This window comes from Micromonospora sp. NPDC002411, from assembly GCF_053592955.1.
In genome coordinates, this window is the sequence record NZ_JBSFBM010000064.1 from 1 (window position 1) to 23,497 (window position 23,497).

Annotated in this window: 20 protein-coding genes; 10 read left to right on the plus strand and 10 right to left on the minus strand. The window is 72.4% G+C overall.

The genetic code is table 11. The features are described 5' to 3' along the window. From ACWCO3_RS10780 to ACWCO3_RS10800, 5 genes are all read right to left on the minus strand, one after another. Positions 1-564: NUDIX hydrolase (locus ACWCO3_RS10780; RefSeq protein ID WP_450009595.1), on the minus strand; the 564-nt coding region annotated here is incomplete at its 3' end. Continuing rightward, positions 561-1,202 (minus strand): TlpA family protein disulfide reductase, encoded by a 642-nt coding sequence (locus ACWCO3_RS10785; RefSeq protein WP_358052363.1) that lies wholly within the window; start codon positions 1,200-1,202, stop codon positions 561-563. The genes ACWCO3_RS10785 and ACWCO3_RS10780, both read right to left, overlap by 4 nt. Then, a complete protein-coding gene (nth, locus tag ACWCO3_RS10790) occupies positions 1,199-1,987 on the minus strand; it encodes an endonuclease III (protein WP_450009598.1) in 789 nt (262 codons plus the stop codon). The genes ACWCO3_RS10785 and nth overlap by 4 nt, the downstream gene beginning before the upstream one ends. A 40-nt stretch (positions 1,988-2,027) precedes the next feature. Continuing rightward, a complete protein-coding gene (locus tag ACWCO3_RS10795) occupies positions 2,028-3,197 on the minus strand; it encodes a CapA family protein (RefSeq protein WP_450009600.1) in 1,170 nt (389 codons plus the stop codon). 56 nt (positions 3,198-3,253) lie between these two features. Beyond that, positions 3,254-3,916, minus strand: a complete 663-nt coding sequence (locus tag ACWCO3_RS10800; RefSeq protein WP_450009602.1) for an adenosylcobinamide amidohydrolase — start codon at positions 3,914-3,916, stop codon at positions 3,254-3,256. A gap of 143 nt (positions 3,917-4,059) precedes the next feature. Between ACWCO3_RS10800 and ACWCO3_RS10805 the strand changes: the two genes are divergently transcribed. From ACWCO3_RS10805 to ACWCO3_RS10845, 9 genes are all read left to right on the plus strand, one after another. Next, on the plus strand, positions 4,060-4,737 hold the full coding sequence (locus ACWCO3_RS10805; RefSeq protein ID WP_007466162.1) for a Crp/Fnr family transcriptional regulator: 678 nt from the start codon (positions 4,060-4,062) through the stop codon (positions 4,735-4,737). A 108-nt stretch (positions 4,738-4,845) separates the two neighbouring features. After that, positions 4,846-5,589, plus strand: coding sequence for a metallophosphoesterase family protein (locus ACWCO3_RS10810; RefSeq protein WP_450009604.1), 744 nt, complete (start codon positions 4,846-4,848; stop codon positions 5,587-5,589). 332 nt (positions 5,590-5,921) lie between these two features. Continuing rightward, positions 5,922-6,527 carry a TetR/AcrR family transcriptional regulator gene (locus ACWCO3_RS10815; RefSeq protein WP_145778570.1) on the plus strand — a complete coding sequence of 202 codons (606 nt, stop codon included), beginning with the start codon at positions 5,922-5,924 and terminating at the stop codon, positions 6,525-6,527. A 37-nt stretch (positions 6,528-6,564) separates the two neighbouring features. Then, on the plus strand, positions 6,565-7,362 hold the full coding sequence (locus ACWCO3_RS10820) for a TIGR03084 family metal-binding protein (protein WP_450009606.1): 798 nt from the start codon (positions 6,565-6,567) through the stop codon (positions 7,360-7,362). Next, positions 7,359-9,053, plus strand: coding sequence for an acyclic terpene utilization AtuA family protein (locus ACWCO3_RS10825; protein ID WP_450009608.1), 1,695 nt, complete (start codon positions 7,359-7,361; stop codon positions 9,051-9,053). The genes ACWCO3_RS10820 and ACWCO3_RS10825 overlap by 4 nt, the downstream gene beginning before the upstream one ends. Next, on the plus strand, positions 9,050-10,246 hold the full coding sequence (locus ACWCO3_RS10830) for an acyl-CoA dehydrogenase family protein (protein ID WP_357935360.1): 1,197 nt from the start codon (positions 9,050-9,052) through the stop codon (positions 10,244-10,246). Before ACWCO3_RS10825 ends, ACWCO3_RS10830 begins: the two co-directional genes overlap by 4 nt. Before the next feature lie 55 nt (positions 10,247-10,301). Next, on the plus strand, positions 10,302-11,903 hold the full coding sequence (locus ACWCO3_RS10835; protein WP_145778566.1) for an acyl-CoA carboxylase subunit beta: 1,602 nt from the start codon (positions 10,302-10,304) through the stop codon (positions 11,901-11,903). Positions 11,904-11,914: 11 nt separating this feature from the next. Then, positions 11,915-13,903, plus strand: a complete 1,989-nt coding sequence (locus ACWCO3_RS10840; RefSeq protein WP_450009611.1) for an ATP-binding protein — start codon at positions 11,915-11,917, stop codon at positions 13,901-13,903. Continuing rightward, positions 13,900-15,090, plus strand: a complete 1,191-nt coding sequence (locus ACWCO3_RS10845; RefSeq protein WP_145778564.1) for an acyl-CoA dehydrogenase family protein — start codon at positions 13,900-13,902, stop codon at positions 15,088-15,090. Before ACWCO3_RS10840 ends, ACWCO3_RS10845 begins: the two co-directional genes overlap by 4 nt. Positions 15,091-15,107: 17 nt before the next feature. Here ACWCO3_RS10845 and ACWCO3_RS10850 read toward each other — a convergent pair whose 3' ends face one another. Then, the gene (locus ACWCO3_RS10850) at positions 15,108-16,298 is read right to left on the minus strand and encodes a hypothetical protein (RefSeq protein ID WP_450009613.1); all 1,191 of its coding nucleotides are present in this window, start codon (positions 16,296-16,298) and stop codon (positions 15,108-15,110) included. Beyond that, positions 16,295-17,236, minus strand: coding sequence for a transporter substrate-binding domain-containing protein (locus tag ACWCO3_RS10855; RefSeq protein ID WP_358075045.1), 942 nt, complete (start codon positions 17,234-17,236; stop codon positions 16,295-16,297). The genes ACWCO3_RS10850 and ACWCO3_RS10855 overlap by 4 nt, the downstream gene beginning before the upstream one ends. A gap of 168 nt (positions 17,237-17,404) precedes the next feature. Between ACWCO3_RS10855 and ACWCO3_RS10860 the strand changes: the two genes are divergently transcribed. After that, entirely contained in the window at positions 17,405-17,749 is a 345-nt protein-coding gene (locus tag ACWCO3_RS10860; protein ID WP_145778561.1) for a hypothetical protein, read from the plus strand. Here ACWCO3_RS10860 and ACWCO3_RS10865 read toward each other — a convergent pair. From ACWCO3_RS10865 to ACWCO3_RS10875, 3 genes are all read right to left on the minus strand, one after another. Continuing rightward, positions 17,733-19,232 carry a serine/threonine-protein kinase gene (locus ACWCO3_RS10865; protein ID WP_354882666.1) on the minus strand — a complete coding sequence of 500 codons (1,500 nt, stop codon included), beginning with the start codon at positions 19,230-19,232 and terminating at the stop codon, positions 17,733-17,735. The genes ACWCO3_RS10860 and ACWCO3_RS10865 overlap by 17 nt on opposite strands. A 30-nt stretch (positions 19,233-19,262) precedes the next feature. Beyond that, a complete protein-coding gene (locus ACWCO3_RS10870; protein WP_145778559.1) occupies positions 19,263-19,766 on the minus strand; it encodes a hypothetical protein in 504 nt (167 codons plus the stop codon). Between the two features lie 196 nt (positions 19,767-19,962). Further along, the coding region (locus ACWCO3_RS10875; RefSeq protein ID WP_450009617.1) for an adenylate/guanylate cyclase domain-containing protein at positions 19,963-23,497 on the minus strand (3,535 nt) is incomplete at its 5' end.

Genomic DNA, 23,497 nt, shown 5'->3' on the forward strand with positions numbered 1-23,497 from the left:
GGCCAGCACCCCGGCGGTGAAGCCCCAGACGAGCATCCCGCGTGCCGAGAACGCCGGACCGATCCAGCCGCTGGGGTGGCGGACCCGCAGCCGGTTGGCCGGGTCGACCAGCTCGCTGACCGGCAGGCGGGCGACGTGGGCGACCTCGGCCGGCTCGCAGGGGTACACCGGGTGCGGGTCGTGCCACCAGGCCAGCACCGGCGTGACCACGAAGTCACTGACCGGGATCCACAGTTTCGGCAGCTCGGCGAGCACTGTCACGCTGGCCGGGTCGAGGCCGACCTCCTCGTTCGCCTCACGCAGCGCGGTGGCGCGGACGTCGGCGTCCTCGGGGTCGGCCGCACCTCCCGGGAAGGCCGGCTGACCGGCGTGGGTACGCAGGGTGGCGGCCCGTTGCAGGACCAGCACGTCGGGGCCGGTGTCGGGCTGCTCGCCGAGCAGCACCAGCACAGCGCTCTCCCGGCCACCTTCGGCCGGGGTGGTCAACCGGGTGAAGTCCTCGGCGCGGGCGGTGCCCAGCCGGGTCAGCAGCGGGTCGATCCATTCGGGTGGTCGACGGGTCACGCGGGCACCGTCAGGCCGAGGTGCTGGCGGACCAGCTTGGCGAGTTGGGCGTCGTCGAGCGCGCCAGTGGCGTCGATGTGCCGAATCCGACCGTCGGCGTCGACGAAGAGGGTCAGCGGGATGGCGTTGCGCTTCAGCTCGCGTTGCAGCGCCTCGCCCTGGTCCACCAGGATCGGGAACCGGACGCCGAAGTCCTCACCGATGGACTGGGCGCCGCTGCGGCTGTCCCGGCTGTTGACCCCGACCACCTGGAGTTGACCGGTGGTCCGCTGACTCAGTCGTTGGAAGGCGGGCAACTCCTTACGGCACGGCGGGCACCAGGACGCCCACACGTTGATCACCGCCGGCCCGGCGACGGAACGGAGCGCGACCGGAGCCCCGCCGGTGAAGCAGGACAGCGTCAGCTCCGGCAGCGCCTGACCACCAGCGGCGGGGGCGGTCGTGCCGGGGGTCTTCGTGGCGGAACCCGGCGTGGCGGCGGCCGTGGGCGCCGTGCCCAACGTGGCGCAGTCCCGGAACGGCGACGGTCGCTCGGCGGCGGCCGGTCGGGGAGCCGGCTCGTCACCGGCCTTGTCCGCGGTGCAGCCGGCGACGGCCAGGAGCAGCGGCAGGACGAGCAGGGCGAGGCGGCGGTTCACGGCACCTCCGCGGCGACCGCCTGGGCGGGCACCAGATCCGGGTCGACTCCGGCGGCCACCGCGAGGTCGCGTGCCCGGGGGCCCTTGAGCAGCTTCGCAGCGGCTGCCGGCTCGGTCGGCCCGGTGCCGTACGAGGGGCAGAGCTTCGCGAGGGTGCACGCCCCGCAGGCCGGCTTACGGGCGTGGCAGACCCGGCGCCCGTGGAAGATGATCCGGTGCGACAGCATGGTCCAGTCGCGCTTGGGGTAGAGCGCGCCGACCGCGTGCTCGATCTTCACCGGGTCGGTCTCGGTGGTCAGCCGCCACCTGTGGACCAGTCGCTGGAAGTGCGTGTCGACGGTGATGCCCGGGACGTCGAAGGCGTTGCCGAGGATCACGTTGGCGGTCTTGCGGCCGATGCCGGGCAGCGTCACCAGGTCGACGAGGCGGCCGGGGACCTGCCCGTCGTACCGCTCGACGAGGGCCTGCCCGAGCTTGAGCAGCGAGTCGGTCTTGTTGCGGTAGAACCCGGTGGGCCGGATCAGCTCCTCCATCTCCCCCCGGTCGGCCCCCGCGTACGCGGCGGCGCTCGGGTAGCGGGCGAAGAGCTTGGGGGTGACCTCGTTGACCTTCTTGTCCGTGCACTGCGCGGAGAGGATGGTGGCGACGGCCAACTCCAGAGCGTTGGAGTGGTCCAGCTCACAATGGGCGTCGGGGTGCGTCTCGGTCAGCGCCCGGCCGATCTTGCGGGCGCGGCGTGTGCGCCCGAGGTCGGTCTCGCTGGCGGCGGGAGGACTACTGGTCACGACGGTCAGCCTACGTCGCACCTCGGACGTTCCCGACGGGTCAACCGGCGGTCGGCGGCGAGATCTTGCCCTGCCCGTCGAGCCGAACGCCACCCTTCGGGAAGTCGGTACTGCTCAACTCGGTGACCAGACCGAGGCCCCGCTTGTTCGGGTCCATCGTCGGCTTGCCGGCGTCGTTCATGTACGTCGAGGTGAACGAGCCGCCGGCCCAGCTGCCGTCCGGCTTCAGCGACACCTTCAGCACGCCGCCCCAGCCGAGACGCCCGTCGTTGTTCAGGGAGTTGCCGCCGCCGGCGAAGTTGCCCAGGCTGTACGCGATCAGGCGCCCCTGGTAGAACTCCATCCCGCGCAGCACGTGCGGCCCGTGTCCGACGATCAGGTCGGCACCGGCGTCGATCATGGCGTGGGAGAACTTGACCGGGTCGCCCCGGTTCTCGCCCAGGAACATCTCCGTGCCCGGCTTCACCCGGGTCTTCTCCGCTCCCTCACCGCCCATGTGCACCTGCACCACGACCAGGTCGGCCATGGTGGCGGCCTTGGCGACCACCGTCTTCGCCTTGGCGATGTCGACAAGGCTGTTCGACCAGACGTACGACGAGAAGCCGGCGATCGCGACCTTCACGCCCTTGACGTCGACAACTGTGATCTGGTCCGGCGCGCCGGTGTGCTTCAGGTCGTACTTCTCCAACGCCTTCTGGGTGTTCTCGTAGCCCTTCGGCCCGTAGTCGTACCCGTGGTTGTTGGCCTGGTTGAGCACGTCGAATCCGGCGTCGCGCAGGTGTGCCGCGTACTCCGGCGGGGCCCGGAACTGGAAGCAGCGGGTGGAGTTGGCCCCGCACTTGCCGGTGCCCGTGTCCACCGTCAACGGCTCTTCCAGGTTGCCCATCACCAGGTCTGCCTTCAGCGCCTCGGTGACCGAGGTGAAGAAGCCCTTCCCGCCGCCGGCGGGCAGCCGGCTCGGCGCGTTGCCCATGATGATGTCGCCGGTGGCGGAGAGCGAGATCGCGCCGGAGGCTGCGGGCGCGGTGGCGCCCGGTTCGGCAGTGGCCACCGGTGCGCCGGTGCCACCGCCGCCGGCACCGGGCTGCCAGACGGGAGCCTCGCCACCCGCATCGGAGCAGCCGGCGACGAGCAGGGCGGCCAGCAGTGCGGCGAGGCCTAGGGCGACACGGCGACGCGGGCGGGACGCGAGGGGGGCGGGAGCATACATCGCCCGCGACCATACCGGGCCGTAAACGCGCCGACGACAGCCGATCGGTCGAATCTTCAGTCGTTGACCTGCTCTGACCAGGGCACGACCGTCTGGGAGCCCCCGGCGAGCACCGCCGCGTGCACCGCTCGGGCCAGCGGGGCGCCCCAACTGGAGCGCGGCCCCCCGTACGCGGCCTCCGGCCCGTCGACCGGGCACAGCACGGTGACCGCGTCGGTCGGGGTGCCGGTCCCGGGTAGCCCGAGTTCGCTGATCGCCTGGGTCTTCGCCTCGGTCGCCGTGGCCACCGCGTTGACGAGTGCCGAGTCGGCGAGCCGGGCCGGCACGTACACCACGATGTTGACAGTGCCGACCCGTTGGACGAGCCCGGCCGGCGTCGGCGCGGCCGCGAGCACCGGCGTGCCGAGCCCGACCGTCGCCCAGACCCGCACCCCGGTGTCGGTCCGGGCCACCACCTCGCCGACGTGCACCCCGGTCAGCAGGCCGACCCCGGGCCCGTCGAGGGCCAGGTCGACGGCGAGCGCCGCCAGGTGCGCGGCGGGGTCATCACTGTCGTACGACATGGGCACGGTCGCGTTCAGCACCCACCGCCGGACCCCGATGCCACCGCCCAGCGGGCCGCTGCTGACGGTCCGCAGGGGCCCGGTCGCGCGCCAGAAGAGCAGTGGAATGTCCCGCCCGTCCTCGGCACGGCTGGTCAGAGTCGGCTCGCTCAGCACGTCGGGCAGGTTACGCCCACCGATCAAGATTCCAGGGGCGACCTCTGATTCATGCTCATGTGCGCCTAGACTTGGCGGCGCGCGAGGGGATCAGCGGACGGCGACCCCGGCCGACGGACGGCCCGCGTAACCGGAGGTGCGCGATGGACGAGGTACTGGCCCGCAGCGGGATCTTCCAGGGTGTCGACCCGGAAGCTGCCGAGGCGCTTGCCAAGGAGATGGAGACGATCGAGGTCCGCAAGGGCGAGATCGTCTTCAATGAGGGCGAGCCCGGCGACAGCCTCTATATCCTGCTGTCTGGGAAGATCAAGGTTGGTCGCCGCGCAGCGGACGGCCGACAGAACCTGATCGCGGTGATGGGGCCGTCGGACATGGTGGGTGAGCTGTCGCTCTTCGACCCTGGTCCGCGTACGGCGACCGCTACCGCGGTGACCGACACCCGGTTGGTGCGACTGCGCAAGCAGGCGCTGCGACCGTGGTTGAACAACCGCCCGGAGATCGCCGAGCAGTTGCTCCGGGTGCTCGCCCGGAGGCTGCGTCGGACGAACGACTCGCTCGCCGACCTGATCTTCACGGACGTGCCGGGTCGGGTCGCCAAGAACCTGCTCCAGATGGCTGGGCGGTTCGGCACCCGCGACGGCGGCGTCCTGCGGGTGACCCACGACCTCACCCAGGAGGAGATCGCCCAGCTCGTCGGCGCCTCCCGGGAGACGGTCAACAAGGCGCTGGCCGACTTCGCCTCGCGCGGATGGCTTCGGCTGGACGGCAAGAGCATCATCATCCTGGACCCGGAGCGCCTGGCCCGCCGCGCCCGCGTCTGAGCCGTACGTCAGGTCCCCGCCTCCCGTCATCGACGGTGGGCGGGGACGTTTCGTCTGCCGGGCGCAGAAAGACTGGTTCGGCGCGGCCGAAGCGGTGAGGGTGGGGCCATGGTGAACAGAGTTGCCGTGCTCTCCGACATCCATGGCGTACTTCCCGCGTTGGAGGCCGTGCTGGCCGAACCGGACGTCGCCGCCGCCGACCTGATCGTGCTGACCGGCGACATCGCGGCCGGTCCGCAGCCGGTCGAGGTGCTGGACGTGCTCGCCGACCTGGATGACCGGGTCTGCTGGGTGGGCGGCAACGCCGACCGCGAGCTGGTCGAGGCACGAGCCGGGAAGGCCACGTCGATCGAGGTGTCGAACTGGGCCGCCGGGCAGCTCCGCGACGACCAGGTGGCTCGTCTCGCGACCCTGCCGGCGACGGCGACGTTCGCGATCGACGGGCTCGGGCCGACACTGTTCTGTCACGCCACTCCTCGGGACGACGAGGAGGTGGTGCTCGTCGACTCCCGGATGCCGCGCTGGGCCGAGGTGTTCGCCGGCCTCCCGGCCGAGGTCACGACTGTGGTCTGCGGCCACACGCACATGCCCTTCGCCCGACTGGTGGACCGACGCCTCGTGGTCAACCCCGGGAGCATCGGCATGCCGTACGGGGGCGCGGGCGCGTGGTGGGCACTGCTCGGGCCGGGCGTCCAGCTCCGTCGCACCGCCTTCGACGTGGACGCGGCGTGCGCCCGGGTGGCCGCGGAGTCGACCTTCCCCGACGCGGCGGCCTGGGCCGACGAGTACCTGCGCTCCCAGCACAGCGACGCCGACGCGCTGGCCGTCTTCGGCCCCCGCGACGGCCGCTGACGCTCCGGCTGCCGTCGGTGCTTGAGACGCCGGCTCAGCGGTTGGTGGCAACCTGAGGCAACGCGCCTATGGAGCTGAATCGTTTGCGACATCAGCGCAAGCGACCGGCAAATGCGACCGCCGAATGCGACCAACCGGCCCAACCGACCGGCTCGCCAGCAATTCGGCTGGTGGCTGACTCGTCTGCGTTATCAGCTCCATAGCGAGCCAACACACCGCGACCCACCCGCCTTGAGCCCCACTGCCGCACCCACCGCCAGCTTGACTGATCGGCAGCAGGGCTAGAAAAAATCAGGCTTGACTGTTTGTTTCGTTGGCAGCAGGCTGTTCGCGTGCCTTCCACACCGACGCGAGTCCCGCAGCAGGAACGCAGCCGCGCCACCCAGGCCCGGCTGCTGGAGGCGACCGTCGACTGCCTGATCGAGCACGGCTGGTCCGGCACCACGACCACTGTCGTCGCCGCCCGGGCCGGTGTCTCGCGGGGGGCCCAGCTGCACCACTACCCGACGAAGGCAGCGCTGGTGACGGCCGCCGTGGCCCACCTCGCCGAGCGGCGGGCCGCCGAGTTGCGCACCGAGGCCGAGGCCTTGCCGGCCGGGCCGCAGCGCCTCGACCGGGTGATCGACCTGCTCGGCGTGGCGTTCACCGGGCCGCTGTTCGTGGCAGCTCTCGAACTCTGGGTCGCCGCCCGCACCGACCGGGAGCTCCGGGACGCCCTGGTGCCGCTGGAGGCGACAGTCGGCCGGGAGATGCACCGACTGACAGTTGCCCTGCTCGGCGTCGACGAGCGTCGACCCGGCGTCCGCGAAGCGGTGCAGGCCACCCTCGACCTGCTCCGCGGGCTCGGGGTGGCCAACCTGCTCAACGACGACTCCGCCCGTCGTACCGCCCTGTTGGCCACCTGGAAGCGCCAGCTCGCCACCCTGCTCACGCCCTGACCGCCGGCCGCACCGGCCACCACCGACCGGAGGCACCATGGTCGACCTCACCGACCTGCTCGCGGATCTGGCCGCCGAGTCCGCCCAACTGGACGCCCTGGTGGCGCCGCTGCCGGCCGCCGACTGGGCCCGGCCCACCCCGGCACCCGGCTGGAGCATCGGGCACCAGATCGCGCACCTCGCCTGGACCGACCACGTGGCGCTGCTGGCCGCCACCGACGCCGAGGCGTTCTACGCAACGGTGACCAGCGCGCCGGACGCGACCCGGCTCGTCGACGCGGGCGCTGAGGAATTCCTCGCCCCGCCGCAGGAACTGCTCCACCGCTGGCGGAACGGCCGGTCGGCGCTGGCCGACGCACTGGGTGCCGTCCCGGCCGGAGAGAAGCTCCCCTGGTACGGCACCCGGATGTCGGCCACCTCGATGGCCACCGCCCGGATCATGGAGACCTGGGCACACGGTCAGGACGTGGCCGACACACTCGGCGTCGTCCGCCCCGACAGCGAGCGGTTGCGGCACGTCGCGCACCTCGGTGTGCGTACCCTCGGGCACGGCTTCGCCGCCCACGGCCGGACGGCACCGACGACGCCGGTCCGGGTCGAGCTGGTCGGGCCCGGCGACGACACGTGGAGTTGGGGGCCGGCGGACGCCGCCGACCGGCTGACCGGCCCGGCTCGAGACTTCTGCCTGCTGGTCACCCAGCGCCGACACCGCGCGGACCTCGCCCTGGTCGCCACCGGCCCGGTCGCCGACGAGTGGCTCGACGTGGCGCAGGCGTTCGCCGGGCCGCCGGGCGTCGGCCGTGAGCCGGCCGGCGGAGACGGGGTACGAGCGTGATCCGCATCGGTAACGCCTCCGGCTTCTACGGGGACCGGTTCACCGCGTGGCGGGAGATGCTCGACGGCGGTGAGTTGGATGTGCTGACCGGTGACTACCTGGCCGAGTTGACCATGCTGATCCTCGCCCGGGACCGGCTGCGCGACCCCGACCTGGGCTACGCGAAGACATTCCTGCGTCAACTGGAGACCTGCCTCGGCACCGCCCTGGACCGTGGGGTGCGGATCGTGACCAACGCCGGCGGGTTGAACCCGGCCGGCCTGGCCGCCGCCATCGAGTCCCTCACGACCCGGCTGGGCCTGGCCGCGAAGGTGGGGTACGTCGAGGGCGACACGATCCAACGGCCGGACGCGTTGAGCGCCAACGCCTATCTGGGCGCGTTCGGGATCGCCGCGTGCCTCGACGGCGGCGCGGACGTGGTGGTCACCGGCCGGGTCACCGACGCGTCGCTGGTGGTCGGCCCGGCCATCGCCCGATACAAGTGGAGTCGCGACGACCTCGACCAGCTGGCCGGGGCGACCGTCGCGGGCCACCTCGTCGAATGCGGCGCGCAGGTCACCGGAGGCAACTTCAGCTTCTTCACCGAGCTGCCCGACGGCGGGCACCGGCCCGGTTTCCCGATCGCCGAGGTGCACGCCGACGGCTCGACGGTGCTCACCAAACATCCCGGCACCGGTGGCGCGGTCACCGTGGAGACGGTCACCGCACAACTGCTGTACGAGATCGGCGGGCCGGCGTACCTGGGGCCGGACGTGGTCACCCGACTGGACACGGTGGCGCTGAGCCCGGACGGTCCTGACCGGGTCCGGGTGTCCGGCGTCCGGGGCACCCCGCCGCCGGCCACGCTGAAGGTGGGCGTCAACAACCTCGGCGGCTTCCGCAACTCGATGACGTTCGTCCTCTGCGGACTGGACGTCGAGGCGAAGGCGGCGCTGGTGCGCGGGCAGGTCGAGGAGGCGGTCGGCACGGACGGGCTGGAGTTCACGCTGGCCCGGACCGACCACCCGGACGCCGCCGACACCGAGGCGGCCAGCGCGCTGCTGCACGTACACCTGCGGCACGGCGACAAGGCACGGGCCGGGCGGGCGTTCTCGGCCGCCGCGGTGGAGCTGGCGCTGGCCTCGTACCCGGGCTGCACGCTGACCACACTGCCCGGCGACGCGACACCGTACGGTGTCTTCACCGCCGACGAGGTGCCGCAGGACGCCGTGGCTCACGTCGCGGTGCTGCCCGGCGGTGAGCGGGTGTCGATCGCCCCGCCGATCCGTACCGCACCCACGTCGGAGGACGAGACGACAGCTGGCGGGGGCGCGACGGCCGACGGCCCGACCCGCCGTGGCGCGCTCGGCGAGCTGGTCGGCGCGCGCTCCGGGGACAAGGGCGGGGATGCCAACCTGGGCGTCTGGGCGCGCAACGACGCCGTGTACGAGTGGCTGCGCGACTGGTTGACAGTGGCGCGCCTGGCCGAGCTGTTGCCGGAGACCGCGCCACTGTCGGTGAGGCGTTACGAGCTACCGAACCTGCGGGCGGTCAACTTCGTCATCGAGGGTCTGCTCGGGGAGGGGGTCGCCGCGTCCACCCGGTTCGATCCGCAGGCCAAGGCGCTCGGTGAGCTGCTGCGGGCGAGGATCGTCGACCTGCCGGCCGACGTGCCGACTGGACCGCCCGCAGCGAACGGAGTGACCCGATGAGCATCGTGGACACGCCGGAGCGGCGGCAACTACGGGAGCTGACCCGGGCCTTCGTGACCCGCGAGGTGTTGCCGCACCTGGACGACTGGGAGCGGGCCGGCGAGGTGCCCCGGGCGCTGCACGCCACCGCCGCGAAGATCGGCCTTCTCGGCATCGGCTTCCCCGAGTCGGTCGGCGGCAGCGGCGGTGACCTGCTCGACTCGATCATCGTGACCGAGGAACTGATCCGCTCGGGTGGCTCGTCCGGGCTGGTGGCAGCCCTGTTCACGCACGGCATCGCGTTGCCGCACATGGTCGCGGCGGCCGGCGCCCACACCGGAGGTTCGCTGGGCGGTCGGCTCGGCGGCACCGCGTCCCCGGGTGAGGACGGCCTGATCGAGCGGTACGTCAGACCCACCCTGGCCGGCACGATGATCGGCGCCTTGGCGATCACCGAACCGGACGGCGGCTCCGACGTGGCCGGCATCCGCACCACGGCCCGCCGGGACGGCGACCACTACGTGGTGAACGGGTCGAAGACGTACATCACCAGCGGGCACCGGGCCGACTTCGTGACCACCGCCGTCTGCACCGACTTCCCGGGTAGCGGCGAGCTGACCCTGTTGGTCATCGACAAGGGGCTGCCCGGGTTCACAGTGGGGCGCCGGTTGGAGAAGCTGGGCTGGCACTGCTCGGACACCGCCGAGCTGTCGTTCGTCGACGTGCGGGTGCCGGTGACGAACCGGATCGGCGCGGAGGACACCGGCTTCCTGGCGATCATGCAGAACTTCGCCGCGGAGCGGCTGTCGCTGGCCACCCAGGCGTACGCGACAGCGCAGCGCTGCGTCGAACTGGCCGTGCGCTGGTGCCGGGACCGGGAGACCTTCGGGCGTCCGCTGGCCAGCCGGCAGTTGATCCGGCACCGGCTGGCGGAGATGCACACGCGGGCCGAGGCGGCCCGGTCGTACGTGCACGAGGTGGCCAACCGGGTCGCCGCCGGCGAGCCGGTGGTGACCGAGGTGGCGATGGCGAAGAACGTGGCGGTGGCCGCCTGCGACCACGTCGTCGACCAGGCGCTGCAACTGCACGGCGGCTTCGGCTACCTGCGCGACGCGGAGGTGGAGCGCCACTACCGCGACGCGCGGATCCTCGGCATCGGCGGCGGTACCACCGAGATCATGAACGAGATCATCGCGAAGGGCATAGGGCTGTGAGCGCGAGGAGTGAGCCGATTTTGCGAGCCCCGCAGTCGCGAACGAAGGAGGCACCGTGAGCACTCTGGACAGCGCGATCGACCCGACGGCGCCCGGGTACGCGGCGAACCGGGCTGCCCTGCTGGAGCGGCTGGCCGAGCTGGATGCCGCTCTGGACCAGGCTCGGGCGGGCGGCGGCGAGAAGTACGTGTCCCGGCACCACGCGCGCGGCAAGTTGCTGCCTCGGGAGCGCATCGAGCTGTTGGTGGACGCGGACAGCCCGTTCCTGGAGTTGTCGCCGGTCGCCGCGTTCGGTACGGACTTCCCGGTCGGGGCCAGCGTGGTGACCGGGATCGGGGTGGTCGAGGGCGTGGAGTGCCTGATCGTCGCGAACGACCCGACGGTACGAGGCGGCGCGGTCAACCCGTGGTCCCTCGCCAAGACCCGGCGGGCCGGTGAGATCGCGCTGGCCAACCGGCTGCCGATGGTCAACCTGGTCGAGTCGGCCGGGGCGGACCTGCCCACCCAGGCGGAGATCTTCATCCCGGGTGGCCGGGTGTTCCGTGACCTGACCCGGCTCTCGGCGGCGGGTATCCCCACGGTCAGCGTGGTCTTCGGCAACGCCACGGCCGGTGGCGCGTACGTGCCGGGGATGTCCGACCACGTGATCATGATTCGGGACCGGTCTCAGGTCTACCTGGCCGGGCCGCCGCTGGTGAAGATGGCGACCGGTGAGGTCACCGACGACGAGTCGTTGGGTGGCGCGGAGATGCACGCCGGCACCTCCGGGCTCGCCGACTACCTGGCCGAGGACGAGCGGGACGGGATCCGGCTGGCCCGGCAGTGCGTACGCCGGCTGAACTGGCGCAAGCAGGGCCCGCCGCCGCGTTCGGCGGTGCCGCAGCCACCGAAGTACGACCCGGAGGAGCTGCTCGGCATCACCAGCGCCGATCTGAAGGTGCCGTTCGACCCGCGTGAGGTGCTGGCCCGGATCCTCGACGGCAGCGAGTTCGACGAATTCAAGCCGGCGTACGGGGGTGCGTTGGTCACCGGCTGGGGCGAGCTGCACGGCTACCCGGTGGGCGTGCTGGCGAACGCCCGTGGGGTGCTGTTCAGCGAGGAGGCGCAGAAGGCGGCCCAGTTCATCCAGCTCGCGAACGCCGCCGACACCCCGCTGATCTTCCTGCAGAACACCACCGGCTACATGGTCGGCACCGAGTACGAGCAGCGGGGCATCATCAAGCACGGCGCGCTGATGATCAATGCGGTGTCCAACTCGACGGTGCCGCACCTGACGGTGAACCTGGGCGCCTCGTACGGGGCTGGCAACTACGGCATGTGCGGCCGCGCGTACGAGCCGAGGTTCCTGTTCACCTGGCCGAACGCGAAGTCGGCGGTGATGGGCCCGGCCCAGCTCGCCGGCGTGCTCTCCATCGTGGCCCGCCAGGCGGCGGCAGCGCGGGGGCGTGACTACGACGAGGAGTCCGACGCGGCGATGCGGATGATGGTCGAGCAGCAGATCGAGTCGCAGTCCGGCGCGTTGTTCCTGTCCGGCCGGCTCTACGACGACGGGGTGATCGACCCGCGGGACACCCGGACCGTCCTCGGGCTCTGCCTCTCGGCGATCCACAGCGGACCCGTCAAGGGTGCCGACGGCTACGGCATCTTCCGGATGTGAGGGGTCAACCGATGATCGAACGTTTGCTCGTTGCCAACCGGGGTGAGATCGCGCGTCGGGTCTTCGCGACCTGCCGGGCGCTGGGCGTGGAGACGGTAGCCGTGCACTCGGACGCTGACGCGTCGGCGCCGTTCGTGCGGGAGGCCGACCAGGCGGTCCGGCTGCCCGGGAACACTCCGTCCGAAACGTACCTGCGGATCGACCTGATCCTGGACGCCGCCCGGCGCACCGGCGCGGACGCGGTCCACCCCGGTTACGGATTCCTCGCCGAGAACGCCGAGTTCGCGGCTGCGGTGACCGACGCCGGGCTGACCTGGGTCGGCCCACCCGCCAAGGTGATCGCCGCGATGGGCGACAAGCTGGCGGCGAAGGCGCTGCTCGCCGACGCCGGCGTGCCGATGCTGCCGAGCTGGACCGACGCCGACGAGGTCACCGACTTCCCGGTGCTGGTGAAGGCGTCCGCCGGTGGCGGCGGGCGGGGCATGCGGATCGTCCGGGACGCCGGGGAACTGGCCGAGGCCGTGGCGTCCGCGCGCCGCGAGGCGGCTGCGGCGTTCGGTGACGGCACTGTCTTCATCGAGCGGTACGTCGAACGCGGCCGGCACGTCGAGGTGCAGATCTTCGGCGACACCCACGGTACGGTCGCCGCTCTCGGTGTCCGGGAGTGCTCGATCCAGCGCCGGCACCAGAAGATCATCGAGGAGGCGCCCGGGGTCGTCGGGGCGGAGTTGCGGGAGCGGCTGCACGAGGCGGCGGTGGCGGCCGGGCGCGCGGTGGACTACGTGAGCGCCGGGACTGTGGAGTTCCTGCTGGCACCGACCGGGGAGTTCTTCTTCCTGGAGATAAACACCCGCCTCCAGGTGGAGCACCCGGTCACCGAGCTGACCACGCCGGTCGGGCTGGACCTCGTCCGGCTGCAACTGCTGGTGGCCGAGGGCGACCCGCTGCCCGAGCACGGCTACTACCCCGCCGCGCGTGGCTACGCGATCGAGGCGCGGCTGTGCGCCGAGGATCCGGCGCAGGGCTGGCGGCCGGCAACAGGCACGCTGCACCGCTTCGACGTGCCGGGGGTGGACCGCGAGTTCGGCTGGCTCCAACGGGCCGGCCTGCGGCTGGACTCCGGCGTCGTGGCGGGCTCCGAGGTGGGGGTGCACTACGACTCGCTGGTCGCCAAGGTGATCGCCGTGGCGCCGACCCGGTCCGAGGCGGCCCGCGCACTCGCGGGCGCGTTGGCCCGGGCCGAGGTGCACGGGGTGGCCACCAACCGCGACCTGCTGGTCCGGGTGCTCCGCAGCCCGGAGTTCGCGGCGGCCGAGATCGACACCGGTTTTTTGGACCGGCACCCCGAGGTCTTCGCCCCGCTGCTCCCCGCCGAACAGGTTCCGGTCACCGCCCTCGCGGCGGCGCTCGCCTCGGCTGCCGGCCGTCGCGCCTCGTCCCCTGTGCTCGGCGGGCTGCCGTCAGGGTGGCGCAACGTGCCGGCGGTCCCGCAGGTCACCCGGTTCGCCGGCCCGGACGGCGAGATCGAGGTCCGCTACCGGCTGGACCGTACTGGCGGCCTCGCCGAATGGTCCACCGACCCGTCGGCCGATGACGCCACAGTGGCGCTGGTCGAGGCGACCCCGGATCGGGTGGTGCTCGACGTCGACGGGGTCCGGCGCGCGTTCCGCGTACACCGGATGCTGTCGACGGTCTTCGTGGACGGCCCGGACGGGGCGGCGAGCCTGACCGAGCTGCCGCGGCTCCCGCTGCCCACCGCGGAGGTGGCCGCCGGGTCGCTGCTCGCGCCGCTGCCCGGCGCGGTGACCCGCGTGCACGTCCAGGTCGGCCAGCGGGTCACGGCCGGCGAACCACTGCTCACGCTGGAAGCGATGAAGTTGGAACATCCCGTGCTCGCCCCCACCGATGGTGTGGTCGCCGAGCTGCCAGTGCCGGCCGGCGGCCAGGTCCGGACGGGTGCCGTGCTGGCTGTGGTCACTACCGAGGAGGACCCCCGATGACCTTCGACCTCACCCCCGAGCAGGATCAGCTACGCGACGCCGTGCGGGCGCTCGGCCGTCGCTACGGCCACGGTTACTTCGTCGAGAAGGCGAAGGCCGGCGAACACACCACCGAACTCTGGGCCGAGGCCGGCCGGCTGGGCTACCTGGGCGTCAACATCCCCACCGAGTACGGCGGCGGGGGCGGCGGCATCACCGACCTGGCGATCGTCTGCGAGGAGTTGGCGGCGGCCGGCTGCCCGTTGCTGCTGCTGGTGGTCTCCCCCGCGATCGCGGCGACGGTGTTGACCCGCCACGGCACCGAGGAGCAGCGCAAACGGCACCTGCCCGGTCTCGCCGACGGCTCCCAGAAGATCGTGTTCGCGATCACCGAGCCGGAGGCCGGCTCCAATTTCCACCGGCTCGGCACCGTGGCCCGCCGGGACGGTGACGGTTGGCTGCTCAACGGCCGTAAGTGCTACATCTCCGGTGTCGACGAGGCCGGTCACGTCCTGGTGGTGGCCCGGGTCGCCGTCGATGACGGCCCAGCCGGCTCAGAGGACACGTCTCCGCAGAAACTCAAGCCGGCGTTGTTCCTGGTGCCGACCGACGCGGCCGGGTTGACCAGGTCGAAGTTGGACATGGAGATCGTCTCCCCGGAGAACCAGTTCCTGCTCTACCTGGACGACGTGCGGGTGCCCGCCGACGCGCTGCTCGGTGAGTCGCTGGACGCCGGACTGCCGGCGCTCTTCGCGGGGCTCAACCCGGAGCGGATCACGGTGGCGGCGATGGGTGCCGGCACCGGCCGGTACGCCATCGAGCGGGCCAGCGAGTACACGGCCACCAGGAAGGTCTGGGGTGGTCGGAGCATCGGCTCCCACCAGGGCGTTTCGCACCCGCTGGCACACGCGGCCGTGCAGGTGGAACTGGCCCGCCTCATGATCCAGAAGGCGGCCACCCTCTACGACGCGGGCCGCGACCTGGAGGCCGGGGTGTCCGGCAACATGGCCAAGTACGCGGCCGGGGAGGCCGCCGCGCTCGCCGTGGACACCGCCGTCCAGGTGCTCGGTGGGGCCGGCATGACCACCGAGTACGGGGTGGCCACGTTGCTCGGCGCGGTGCGGGCCGGACGGATCGCCCCGGTCAGCCGGGAGATGATCCTCAACTTCGTCGCCCAGCACGTCCTCGGCCAGGACAAGTCGTACTGAGCCGTCGACCAGTGCGGTCAGAGTGCGGTGCGGCAGGCGGCATCGATGCGGTGGACCGGGCGGACCCGTCGGCCCATCCCCTCCAACAGGGAGTCCTCGACGTGGAAGTCGTGGATGCGCAACTGGTGCCGGGGCAGCTCCTCCTCGCTCGGGCAGAGCACCTGCGCGCGGACCAGGTCGACCGGGACGTACCGGACCCCGCCCTGCTCCTGAAGGATCACCATGTTGACGTCGTCGGTGGTGACCACGTGCCCGCGTACGTCCTCGGTCGGTCCGCTCTCCGGGCCCACTGTGGTGACGGTCAACGGCAACACCGGGGTGCTGATCACCGGCACCGCGGCCCAGACCAGCGTGGCCAGCACCGCCACCTCGGTCACCGACGCCAGGGGCCGGATCACCAGGCCCGGCAGGGGTCCGGCGATGAACAGGGCGAGCAGCGGAGGCACCACGAGGAGCGCCAGCACCAGCCCCTCACCGCCCTGCTTCACCGCCTCACGCAGCGTGGGCAGCATCAGCCAGCCGTACCCGGCGAGCAGCGCGACGATGATCAGCAGCCGTGGCAGCACGCGTTCGTGCAGGCGGGCGGGGCGGAGTTGGAACGCGGCCACGAAGGCCGGCAACAGCAACGGAAGGTAGAGCAGCGGCCAGGTGATCAGGGCGAGCAGGAAACTGGCCAGGACCACCCAGGCCGGGGTGATGTCGGCCCAGCGGGCGAAGAGCGGACGGCGACGCGTGCCCGGCGGCAGCTGGTCGGCGCTGACGGCCAACACCGCGCCGAGCGCGAAGACGGCGACCATTCCGGTCGAGAGCAGCCGGGCAGCCGTGGTCAGGAAGCCGGCGAGCAGGTTGACCGGCCCGACGTTCGCGACCAGCAACAGCGTGGTCTGGAGTTCCCCGCCGGCCTCCACCCCGAGGCGGAGCACCGAGAAGATCGCCGGTACGCCCACCACAGCGGTCCAGAACGACTGGCTGGCTCGGGCACGCCGCTCGGCCGGGTCCCATCGGACCCGCCCGTGCTCCACCTCGGCGACGACCGGCTCGGCGGGCTCGGCGACCGGAACTCCGGCCGGCCAGTCGATGGTGTCCACCCCACCGGCCACGGGCACCGTACCGCCGGTGGCCGGCGCGGTGGCGTCGTCACCCGGCACGGATCGGCGGGGCGGCGGGACCGGGCCGTCGCCGTCGGCGGCGGTGGTCGCCGCGCTCACTTCGCGGGCGCCTTGTCGTCGAAGTCGACGAGCTTCGGCACCTCCAGCGGTTGCGGCTGGCGCTTCTCGGCCGTCAGCCACGGACCGAGGGTCTGGTTGTACGCGGTCTGCCACGGGCTCGCCTGTTCGTCGCGGCCCTGCTGGTAGCTCTTCTGCAGGAAGAACGCGACCAGATCGCGGAGTGCCGGGTCGCCGATCGGCACGCCGATGCCCAGCAACTCGCTGGTGCCGAAGGGCAGGTCGACGATCTCGAACTCCTTCGGGTGTCGGGCCAGGAAGCCGGCGAGGATCGTCTCGTCGGAGCTGACCGCGTCGTAGCGGCCGGCACGGATGCCGTTGACGCAGTCACCCACGGTCTTCACGACCAACGCCTTGACCTGGTGACTTCCCAGCTCGGCCTCGGTGGTGGAGCCGCCGCTGGTGCAGATCTTGTAGTCCGGGTTACGGAGGTCCTCGATGGTGCTGATCTTGCCTTTCAACCGGGTCGGCACCATCACCTCCTGGGTGGTGACGAAATACGGCCCGGCGAAGCTCACCACCTTCTTGCGCTCCTCAGTGATGGAGAAGCTGGAGACCACGAGGTCCACAGTGCCGCCCTGGAGCGCGGGGATCCGCTCCTCGGTGGCCACCGGCACGAACTCCAGCCGCTGGTCCCCCTCGTAGCCCAGGGAGGCGGCGATGTACTTGGCGATCTCGACGTCGAAACCGGCGTGCTTGCCGTTCCGCAACTCGCCCATCAACGGCTCGTTCGTGGCGACACCGATCCGCAGCTTCGACTGGCCGTAGATGTGCGTCTCGCGCATCTTTTCCTGCACCGAGGGCAGCTCGGGCTCCTGCCGACTGTCGCAGCCCGCGGCGGCGGCCAGGGCGAGGGTGAGGGCGACGGCCAGCGTCGACGCGACCGAGCGGAGCCGGGACTGCGACCTGCCTGAGTTCATGGGCGACCTCGCTGCCGGAAGAGCCTGCGGGACACCGAGAGTAGCGGCTCTCGTCCACTGAGTGTGGACGCCGAGCAGCCATGTTGGACCGCCCAGCCGATCGATGCCGATCGGCGCGCCGGTCGGCTCTGCGGTTGACAGCCGGGCTCGTCACGACATGCTGGACGGGTGAGCCAATTGCCCAGACCCGATGCGCGGACGGTGGCGGTGCTCGCGGCGCTGGGAGCCCTCGCGCCGCTGGCCATGCTGGTCATCTGGCGTCGACAGGATCTTCTCGGCGTGGTCCTGGCACTCCTCTGCGTCCTGCTGACCATGGTCGCCGGAGTCGCCGTCTCGGCCGCCCGGCAGGGCGACGCACCGGAGCCGGTGGACCGCGCGCCGGCCGTCGGGCCGCCCGAGTTCATGCCGTACGGGATCGACGCCGACACCCTCGACGCCCTCGACAGTCGGGACGCGTTGCGTGCGGTGCGTGACCGGCGACGCGGAACGAACGGGCTCAGCGGCGGCCGGTGAGGGTGGGCGCGGCGAGCGCGTCCACGCCCCGCCCGGCCAGACACCGGTACGCCCGGTCGATGCTGCCGTCGACCGGCGGTAGCACCTCCAGGTGCCAGCCGCTCGGCTCGGCGATCCCGGTCGTCAACCGGAACGTCGTGGCGCTGCACACCTGTCGCACCTGGGCGGCGGCGATCACCTCGTCATAGGCGGCACCGACCAGCGACACCGGCAGGATGCCCTCGGCGTACGTCTCCCAGGTGTGCCGGCCGGCGCAGGGCAGCCGGGCCGCCTCCGCGCGGTCGCCCCGGATCCGCACCGGGCCGAAGCACTCCAGCTCAGGCAGGCAGCGGGCGCCCTCGGGCAGGGCGGTCGGCGCACCGGAGCCGGTGGCGCAGCCGGGCAGCGGGCCGGTTGCCGGTGCGGCGACCTGGGTGACCGACGGGTTCGGGGTGGGCACCGCCGCCCGGTCGGCGACCCAGGCCCCGGCGGTGGCAGAGGCGGCGAGAGCGAGCACACCCGCGCCGCCGAGGAACCAGCGCCGCCAGCGCCGACCGCTGGGCACCGCCTGCTGGGTGTCCTCGATGGCCGGGCGCGGCATGGGCCGGCTGACCGGGTAGGCGCCGGAGAGGGTCGCGCCACCGCTGACCGGGGCACCGCTGACGGGTGCCGACGGCGGCCCGAGGGGCAGGTTGGCGAGCAGGTCGTGCAGCTCCAGGGCGGAGGGACGCTCGGCGGGTTCGTTGGCCATGCCCAGACGCAGGACATCGATCAGCTCGTCCGGCACCCCGGGCAACGAGGGCAGCGGCTGGTTGAACATCTCCAGCACGGTGACCAGGCTGGGATTGCGCTCGGACTGCCAGCGGGGCGGTCGGCCGTGCATCACCGCGTAGAGGGTGGCGCAGAGCGCGTACACGTCGACGGCCGGTGACGGCGGACTGTGGCTGAACATCTCCGGTGGCGCGTACGCCGGGGTGAGCACCTCCAGCGTGACCGAGGCGTCGCGGTGCTCGGCGAGCACTGCCAGCCCGAAGTCCGCGAGCACTGCCGAGTTGAAGTGGGAGTAGAGGATGTTGGCCGGCTTGACGTCGCGGTGCAGCACCCCGGCCGCGTGTGAGTGGGCCAACGCGTCGGCGATCTTCATGCCGAGGTCACGGGCTTCCACCGGGCCCAGCGGCGAGGTACGCATCCGTTCGGCGTACGAGCCGTCGCAGAGTTCCATGATCAGGTAGGGGTGCTGGTCGACGGTGACCCCGACGTCGAAGAGGTCGACCACGTGCGGGTGTGACGACATCCGGCCGGCAGCCCGCGCCTCGCGCAGGAAGCGGGCCTGATCCCGCTCGCTGTCCAGCGTCCGGTTCTCCACCTTGACGGCAACCTCGCGACCCACCGAGATCTGGGTGGCCTGGTAGACGGTCGCGTATCCACCTCGGGCAAAAACCCGCAAATCGGTCAGACCGGGCACGATCGGAACCGGCAAGCCGCCGCTCGGGGTGTCCGTCACCGCTCGAAAATACCCAACCCGGCCGGTGGCTCAGCGCACCGCGTCCGCCGGAGCGGCTCCGGCTGGACCGGTACCCTCCTCAGCGTCCGCGGTCGCCGCGGCACCCTCGGACGCGTCGATGCCCCCCGCGGGAGCGCCCCGGCGAGCGTCCAGGCGCAGGCCGACAGCGGTGGCCACAGCCCCCAGCCCCTCCCAGGCCGCCACCCCGAAGAACCGGTCGGGGGCGATGTCGGCCAGCACCGCAATGGTGAAGACGGTGAACGTGACCAACCGGAAGACCACTGTGAACCGGTAGAACGCCCGCCACTCGGTGACCGTGGCCAGCAGGTAGTAGACACCCATGTTGAACGCCGCCATCGACGACGCCAACAGGAACGTGCCGGTGTGATCACCGACGGCACGCGTCTCCGGCACCTCGAACCCGAGCATGCGCAACTGCGCCTCCGGCCAGAGCAGCCCAACCGTGCCCATCACCAGCGCCAACACGCCGAAGACCGCGATGGTCCAGCCCGCGATGGAACGCGGCAGCTTCATGAAGGGCCTCCCCAGGCACGGCGACGGTCACCACTGTGGACCAGCACACGGTGGTGACACGCTAGCCGCTACCCCCGACCACCACATCCCCAAAACCGGTAGAAACCCAACCCCGACCCTTCAGGTTGATCAAGAGGTTTCGGTCACCGCACGGGCGTTTCCTGACGCGAACCTCTTGATCACCGAGTTCAGGAGGTCAGGGCGTCAGGGGTGGGGTGCTCAGGCGGGCGTGCAGGGCATCGGCGGCGGCGCGTTCGCTGCGCTGCTCGGTCGCGTACGCCAGGCGGACCGCCTCGTCCGCGCAGGACAGCGCCTCCGCCGGCTGGCCGCACGCAGCCAGCGCCTCGGCCAGCACACTGGCCGCGATCACCTGACTGCGCACGTCCTCGGCCGGCGCGGTGACCGCCCGCCGAGCCCAGTCCAACGCCTGCTCCCGCTGACCGTGAGCGAGAAGCGCCGACGCGTACTGAGCCATCGTCTGACGGCGGGAGAACAGCAGCGAGGGCGCGTTCGCGGCAGCCGTCGCCACCGGGGCGAGCAGCCCGACCGCGGTCGCCGAGTCGCCGGCGGCCAGACGCGCCGTCGCCAGCAGCACCCGAGGTGCCACCTGCGCCGGGGCCTGCGGGTTGTGCGGCTCCACGGTGGTCAGCACCGCACGGGCCATCTGCTCGGCGGTCTCGCAGTCGCCCAGGTCCAACGCCACGAAACCGCGCAGCGTGCCGGCCATCCCGGTCAGCAGCGGGTGCGAGGTGCGCTCGGCGTACGCCAGGGCGTCGCTGAGCAGGTCCGCCGCGTGCTCCGACTCGCCCAGCCCTCGTGCCACCACCGCGCGGACCACCAGCGCGAACCCGCGCCCCCAATCGTCGGAGGCAGCGGCGAACTCCCGGTACGCCCGCCGGGCCTCCCGGTCGGCCTCGGCCAGGTCACCCAGCTCGGCGGTGGCGAACGCGGCCACCGCGCGCAGCGTGCCCACCGCCCACGCCTCGCCGACCCGCTCCCCGAAGGGCAGGAACACCTGCGCCATCCGACACGCCTCGCGCAGCCGGCCGGCGAGCAGTCGGGCGAACGCCGTGGTGCCGCGCAGCCAGGCCTGCCCGTACGGGTCCTTCAGCTCGGCGAAGAGCCGGGCGGCCCGGCCGAGCACCGCGTCGGTGCCGGCGAAGTCACCCCGGGTGGTGGTGACCCAGGCCAGGTTCTGCAGCGACCAGGCCTGCCCGCGCCGGTCCTGTGCGCCGAGGCTGACCTGGTACGCGGCAGCCAACCGACTGCTCGCCTGGCTCAACCGGCCGGCCACGAAGTCGGCCATCCCGATCCGGCGCATCGCGGTGGCACGTTGCACAGGCAGACCGGCCGCCGTGGCCACCTGCAACGCCTCGTGCCAGGCGGTCATCGCCCGGCCCTGATCACCGAGGGTCTCCTGGGCCTGCCCGGCGAGCAGCAGGGCACCGACCCGGGTGGCCTCGTCCCCCGCGTTCGCGGCGATCTTCTCGGCGTACGCCAACGCGTCGCCGACACGGCCGACCTGGAGCAGGGCCCGAGCGTGCACGACCCGATCGGCCGCCGGCACCCCGTCACGGGCAAGTTCGGTGGCGCGCTCGGCGTACTCGACGGCCAGCACCGGCTCACCGGCGGACAGCGACCGGCGGGCGGCCCTGCCGAGCGCGGCGACGCCCAGTGGTACCACCGCGCGGGCCGGCGCGTCCGGACGCAGCTTCACCGCGTCGGCGAGCGTTGCGGCCCGTTCGACGTGCGTCGCCACGAAGTCGTCCCGGGCCTCGTCGGTGAACCCGCCCGGCGCGGCGGGAGCGGCCTCGTCCGCTGGCGCCGCCCAGCGGGCCAGTGCGGCGTGCCGCTCGGCCAGCTCCGCCTTGCTCACCCCGGCGTACGCGGCCTCGCGCATCAGCGGAGTCGCGAACGAGTATCCGGTCCGGGAGCGGTGCAGCATCCGCCGTTGCAGCAGCTCCTCGACGGCCCGGTCGAGTTCCACGGCGACCACGGCGGACGGCCTGCCGTCACGGCCGGCGCGCTGTTCGCGCATCGCCTCCAACGCACCGTTGGGGACCGTGTCACCGATCACCGCGGCGTCCCGCAGCACCGAACGGGCGTCCGGCGGCAGGGCGTCGATCCGGGCGGCGAGGACGGCGGCGAGGTCCCGGGAGAGCAACCGGCTGCCCAGCGAGCCGGGCACCAACCGCCAGCCGGCCGCCGGGCTCTGGTCGCGGTCGCCGCTCCGCTCCCCCGGTGCGCGGACACCCCGCGTGGACTCCGTGGTGAGTGCTCCCCGCTCGATCAGCAGGGTGACCAATTCGGCAAGGTAGAACGGGTTGCCCTGCGCGGTGGCGAGCAGCCGGTCCGTGTCGGCCTGCGGCAACCTGCCGCCACCGAGGTAGCTCGTGAGCAGCCGCGCCGCGTCGGCACCGCGCAGTGGTGGCAGGGAGTGCACCTCGGCGTCCGCGACCCGGGTCAACGCCCCGGCGGTACGCACCAGCTCCGGCCGACCGAGCAGCAGCACCAGCACGGGGCCGGTGAGCCTGGACAGGGTCAGCCCGAGGGCGCTGATCGTCTCGGCGGTGGCGTCGTGCAGGTCGTCCACCACGATCACCAGCGGCGCTTCCGAGGCGAGGCCGCTGAGCAGGTCGGCGACCGCGTTCGGCACCGCCTCCGCGTCCGCCGCCGGGACGCCCGACCCACCCCACTCGCCGGTGTCGGTGCCGGCGTGCGCGGGGAGTTCGCCGTAGCCGAGCAGGGCGAGCAGTTGCTCGGTGGCGATCGGCGCGGTCTCACCGCCGGAGCGGGCGAGCCGCTGCCCGAGCCGCCGCAGCCTCTCCTCGACTGCCGGTCGGGTCAGCGCGGTGGCCGCGTCGCTGGGCAGGCCGACGGCGGCACGCACCAGGTCGGCCAGGGGCGCGAGCCGGCGTCGCTCGCCGAACGCGGCACACCGCACCGAGAGCACCCGGGCTCCCGTGTGCGCCGCGTAGCGGCCGGCGCCCACGTCGTACCCGGCGGCGAGGCGCTCGACCTCCGCGGCGAACCGGGACTTGCCGATGCCCGCCTCGGCGGTCATCAGCAGCACCCGCGGGTCGCCCTGGTCGATCACCTCGGCGAGTCGGCCGGCGACCCGGCCGATCTCCGTCTCCCGTCCGACGTACGGCGCCTCGTCGCCGAGCCCCGACCGGGTGCCTGGCGCGTCCAGGAGGCCCAGCAGCTCGTACGCCTCGACCGGCTCCCGCTTGCCCTTGAGCCGCAGCGGGCGCAGCGCCCGCCAGGACGACACGTGCCGGGTCGCGGCGGCGGTGCGCCCTCCGGCGTACACCGCGCCGACGGCGGCGGCGTCGGCCAGCCGGGCGGCGGTGTTCACCGTGTCGCCGATGACCGTGTACTCGATGGCTGCCTGGATGCCCGCGATGACATCGCCGGTGTTCAGGCCGACGCGCAGCCCGAGTGGCGCGCCGCCGCCTCGCTCGTCGTCGAGCACCCGGCGGACGGCCCGCTGCATGGACAGGGCGGCTCGAACGGCGCGTTCGGCGTCGTCCTCGTGCGCCACGGGAGCGCCGAAAACCGCCATGATCCCGTCACCGGTCAGCTTGTCCACGTGCCCGCCGAACGTCTTCACCGCGCCGGCGAGCGCGGCGAGCACCCGGTCGGTGACCGCGCCGACGCGTTCCGGGTCGAGGTCCTCCGACCAGGAGGTGAACTCGGAGAGGTCGCCGAAGAGCACGGTGACCACCCGG

Coding starts and splice junctions, on each gene's coding strand:
- ACWCO3_RS10795 (WP_450009600.1), bottom strand. CDS start 3,197: ATGTATGCTCCCGCCCCCCTCGCGTCCCGCCCGCGTCGCCGTGTCGCC.
- ACWCO3_RS10805 (WP_007466162.1), top strand. CDS start 4,060: ATGGACGAGGTACTGGCCCGCAGCGGGATCTTCCAGGGTGTCGACCCG.
- ACWCO3_RS10810 (WP_450009604.1), top strand. CDS start 4,846: ATGGTGAACAGAGTTGCCGTGCTCTCCGACATCCATGGCGTACTTCCC.
- ACWCO3_RS10820 (WP_450009606.1), top strand. CDS start 6,565: ATGGTCGACCTCACCGACCTGCTCGCGGATCTGGCCGCCGAGTCCGCC.
- ACWCO3_RS10830 (WP_357935360.1), top strand. CDS start 9,050: ATGAGCATCGTGGACACGCCGGAGCGGCGGCAACTACGGGAGCTGACC.
- ACWCO3_RS10840 (WP_450009611.1), top strand. CDS start 11,915: ATGATCGAACGTTTGCTCGTTGCCAACCGGGGTGAGATCGCGCGTCGG.
- ACWCO3_RS10845 (WP_145778564.1), top strand. CDS start 13,900: ATGACCTTCGACCTCACCCCCGAGCAGGATCAGCTACGCGACGCCGTG.
- ACWCO3_RS10855 (WP_358075045.1), bottom strand. CDS start 17,236: ATGAACTCAGGCAGGTCGCAGTCCCGGCTCCGCTCGGTCGCGTCGACG.
- ACWCO3_RS10870 (WP_145778559.1), bottom strand. CDS start 19,766: ATGAAGCTGCCGCGTTCCATCGCGGGCTGGACCATCGCGGTCTTCGGC.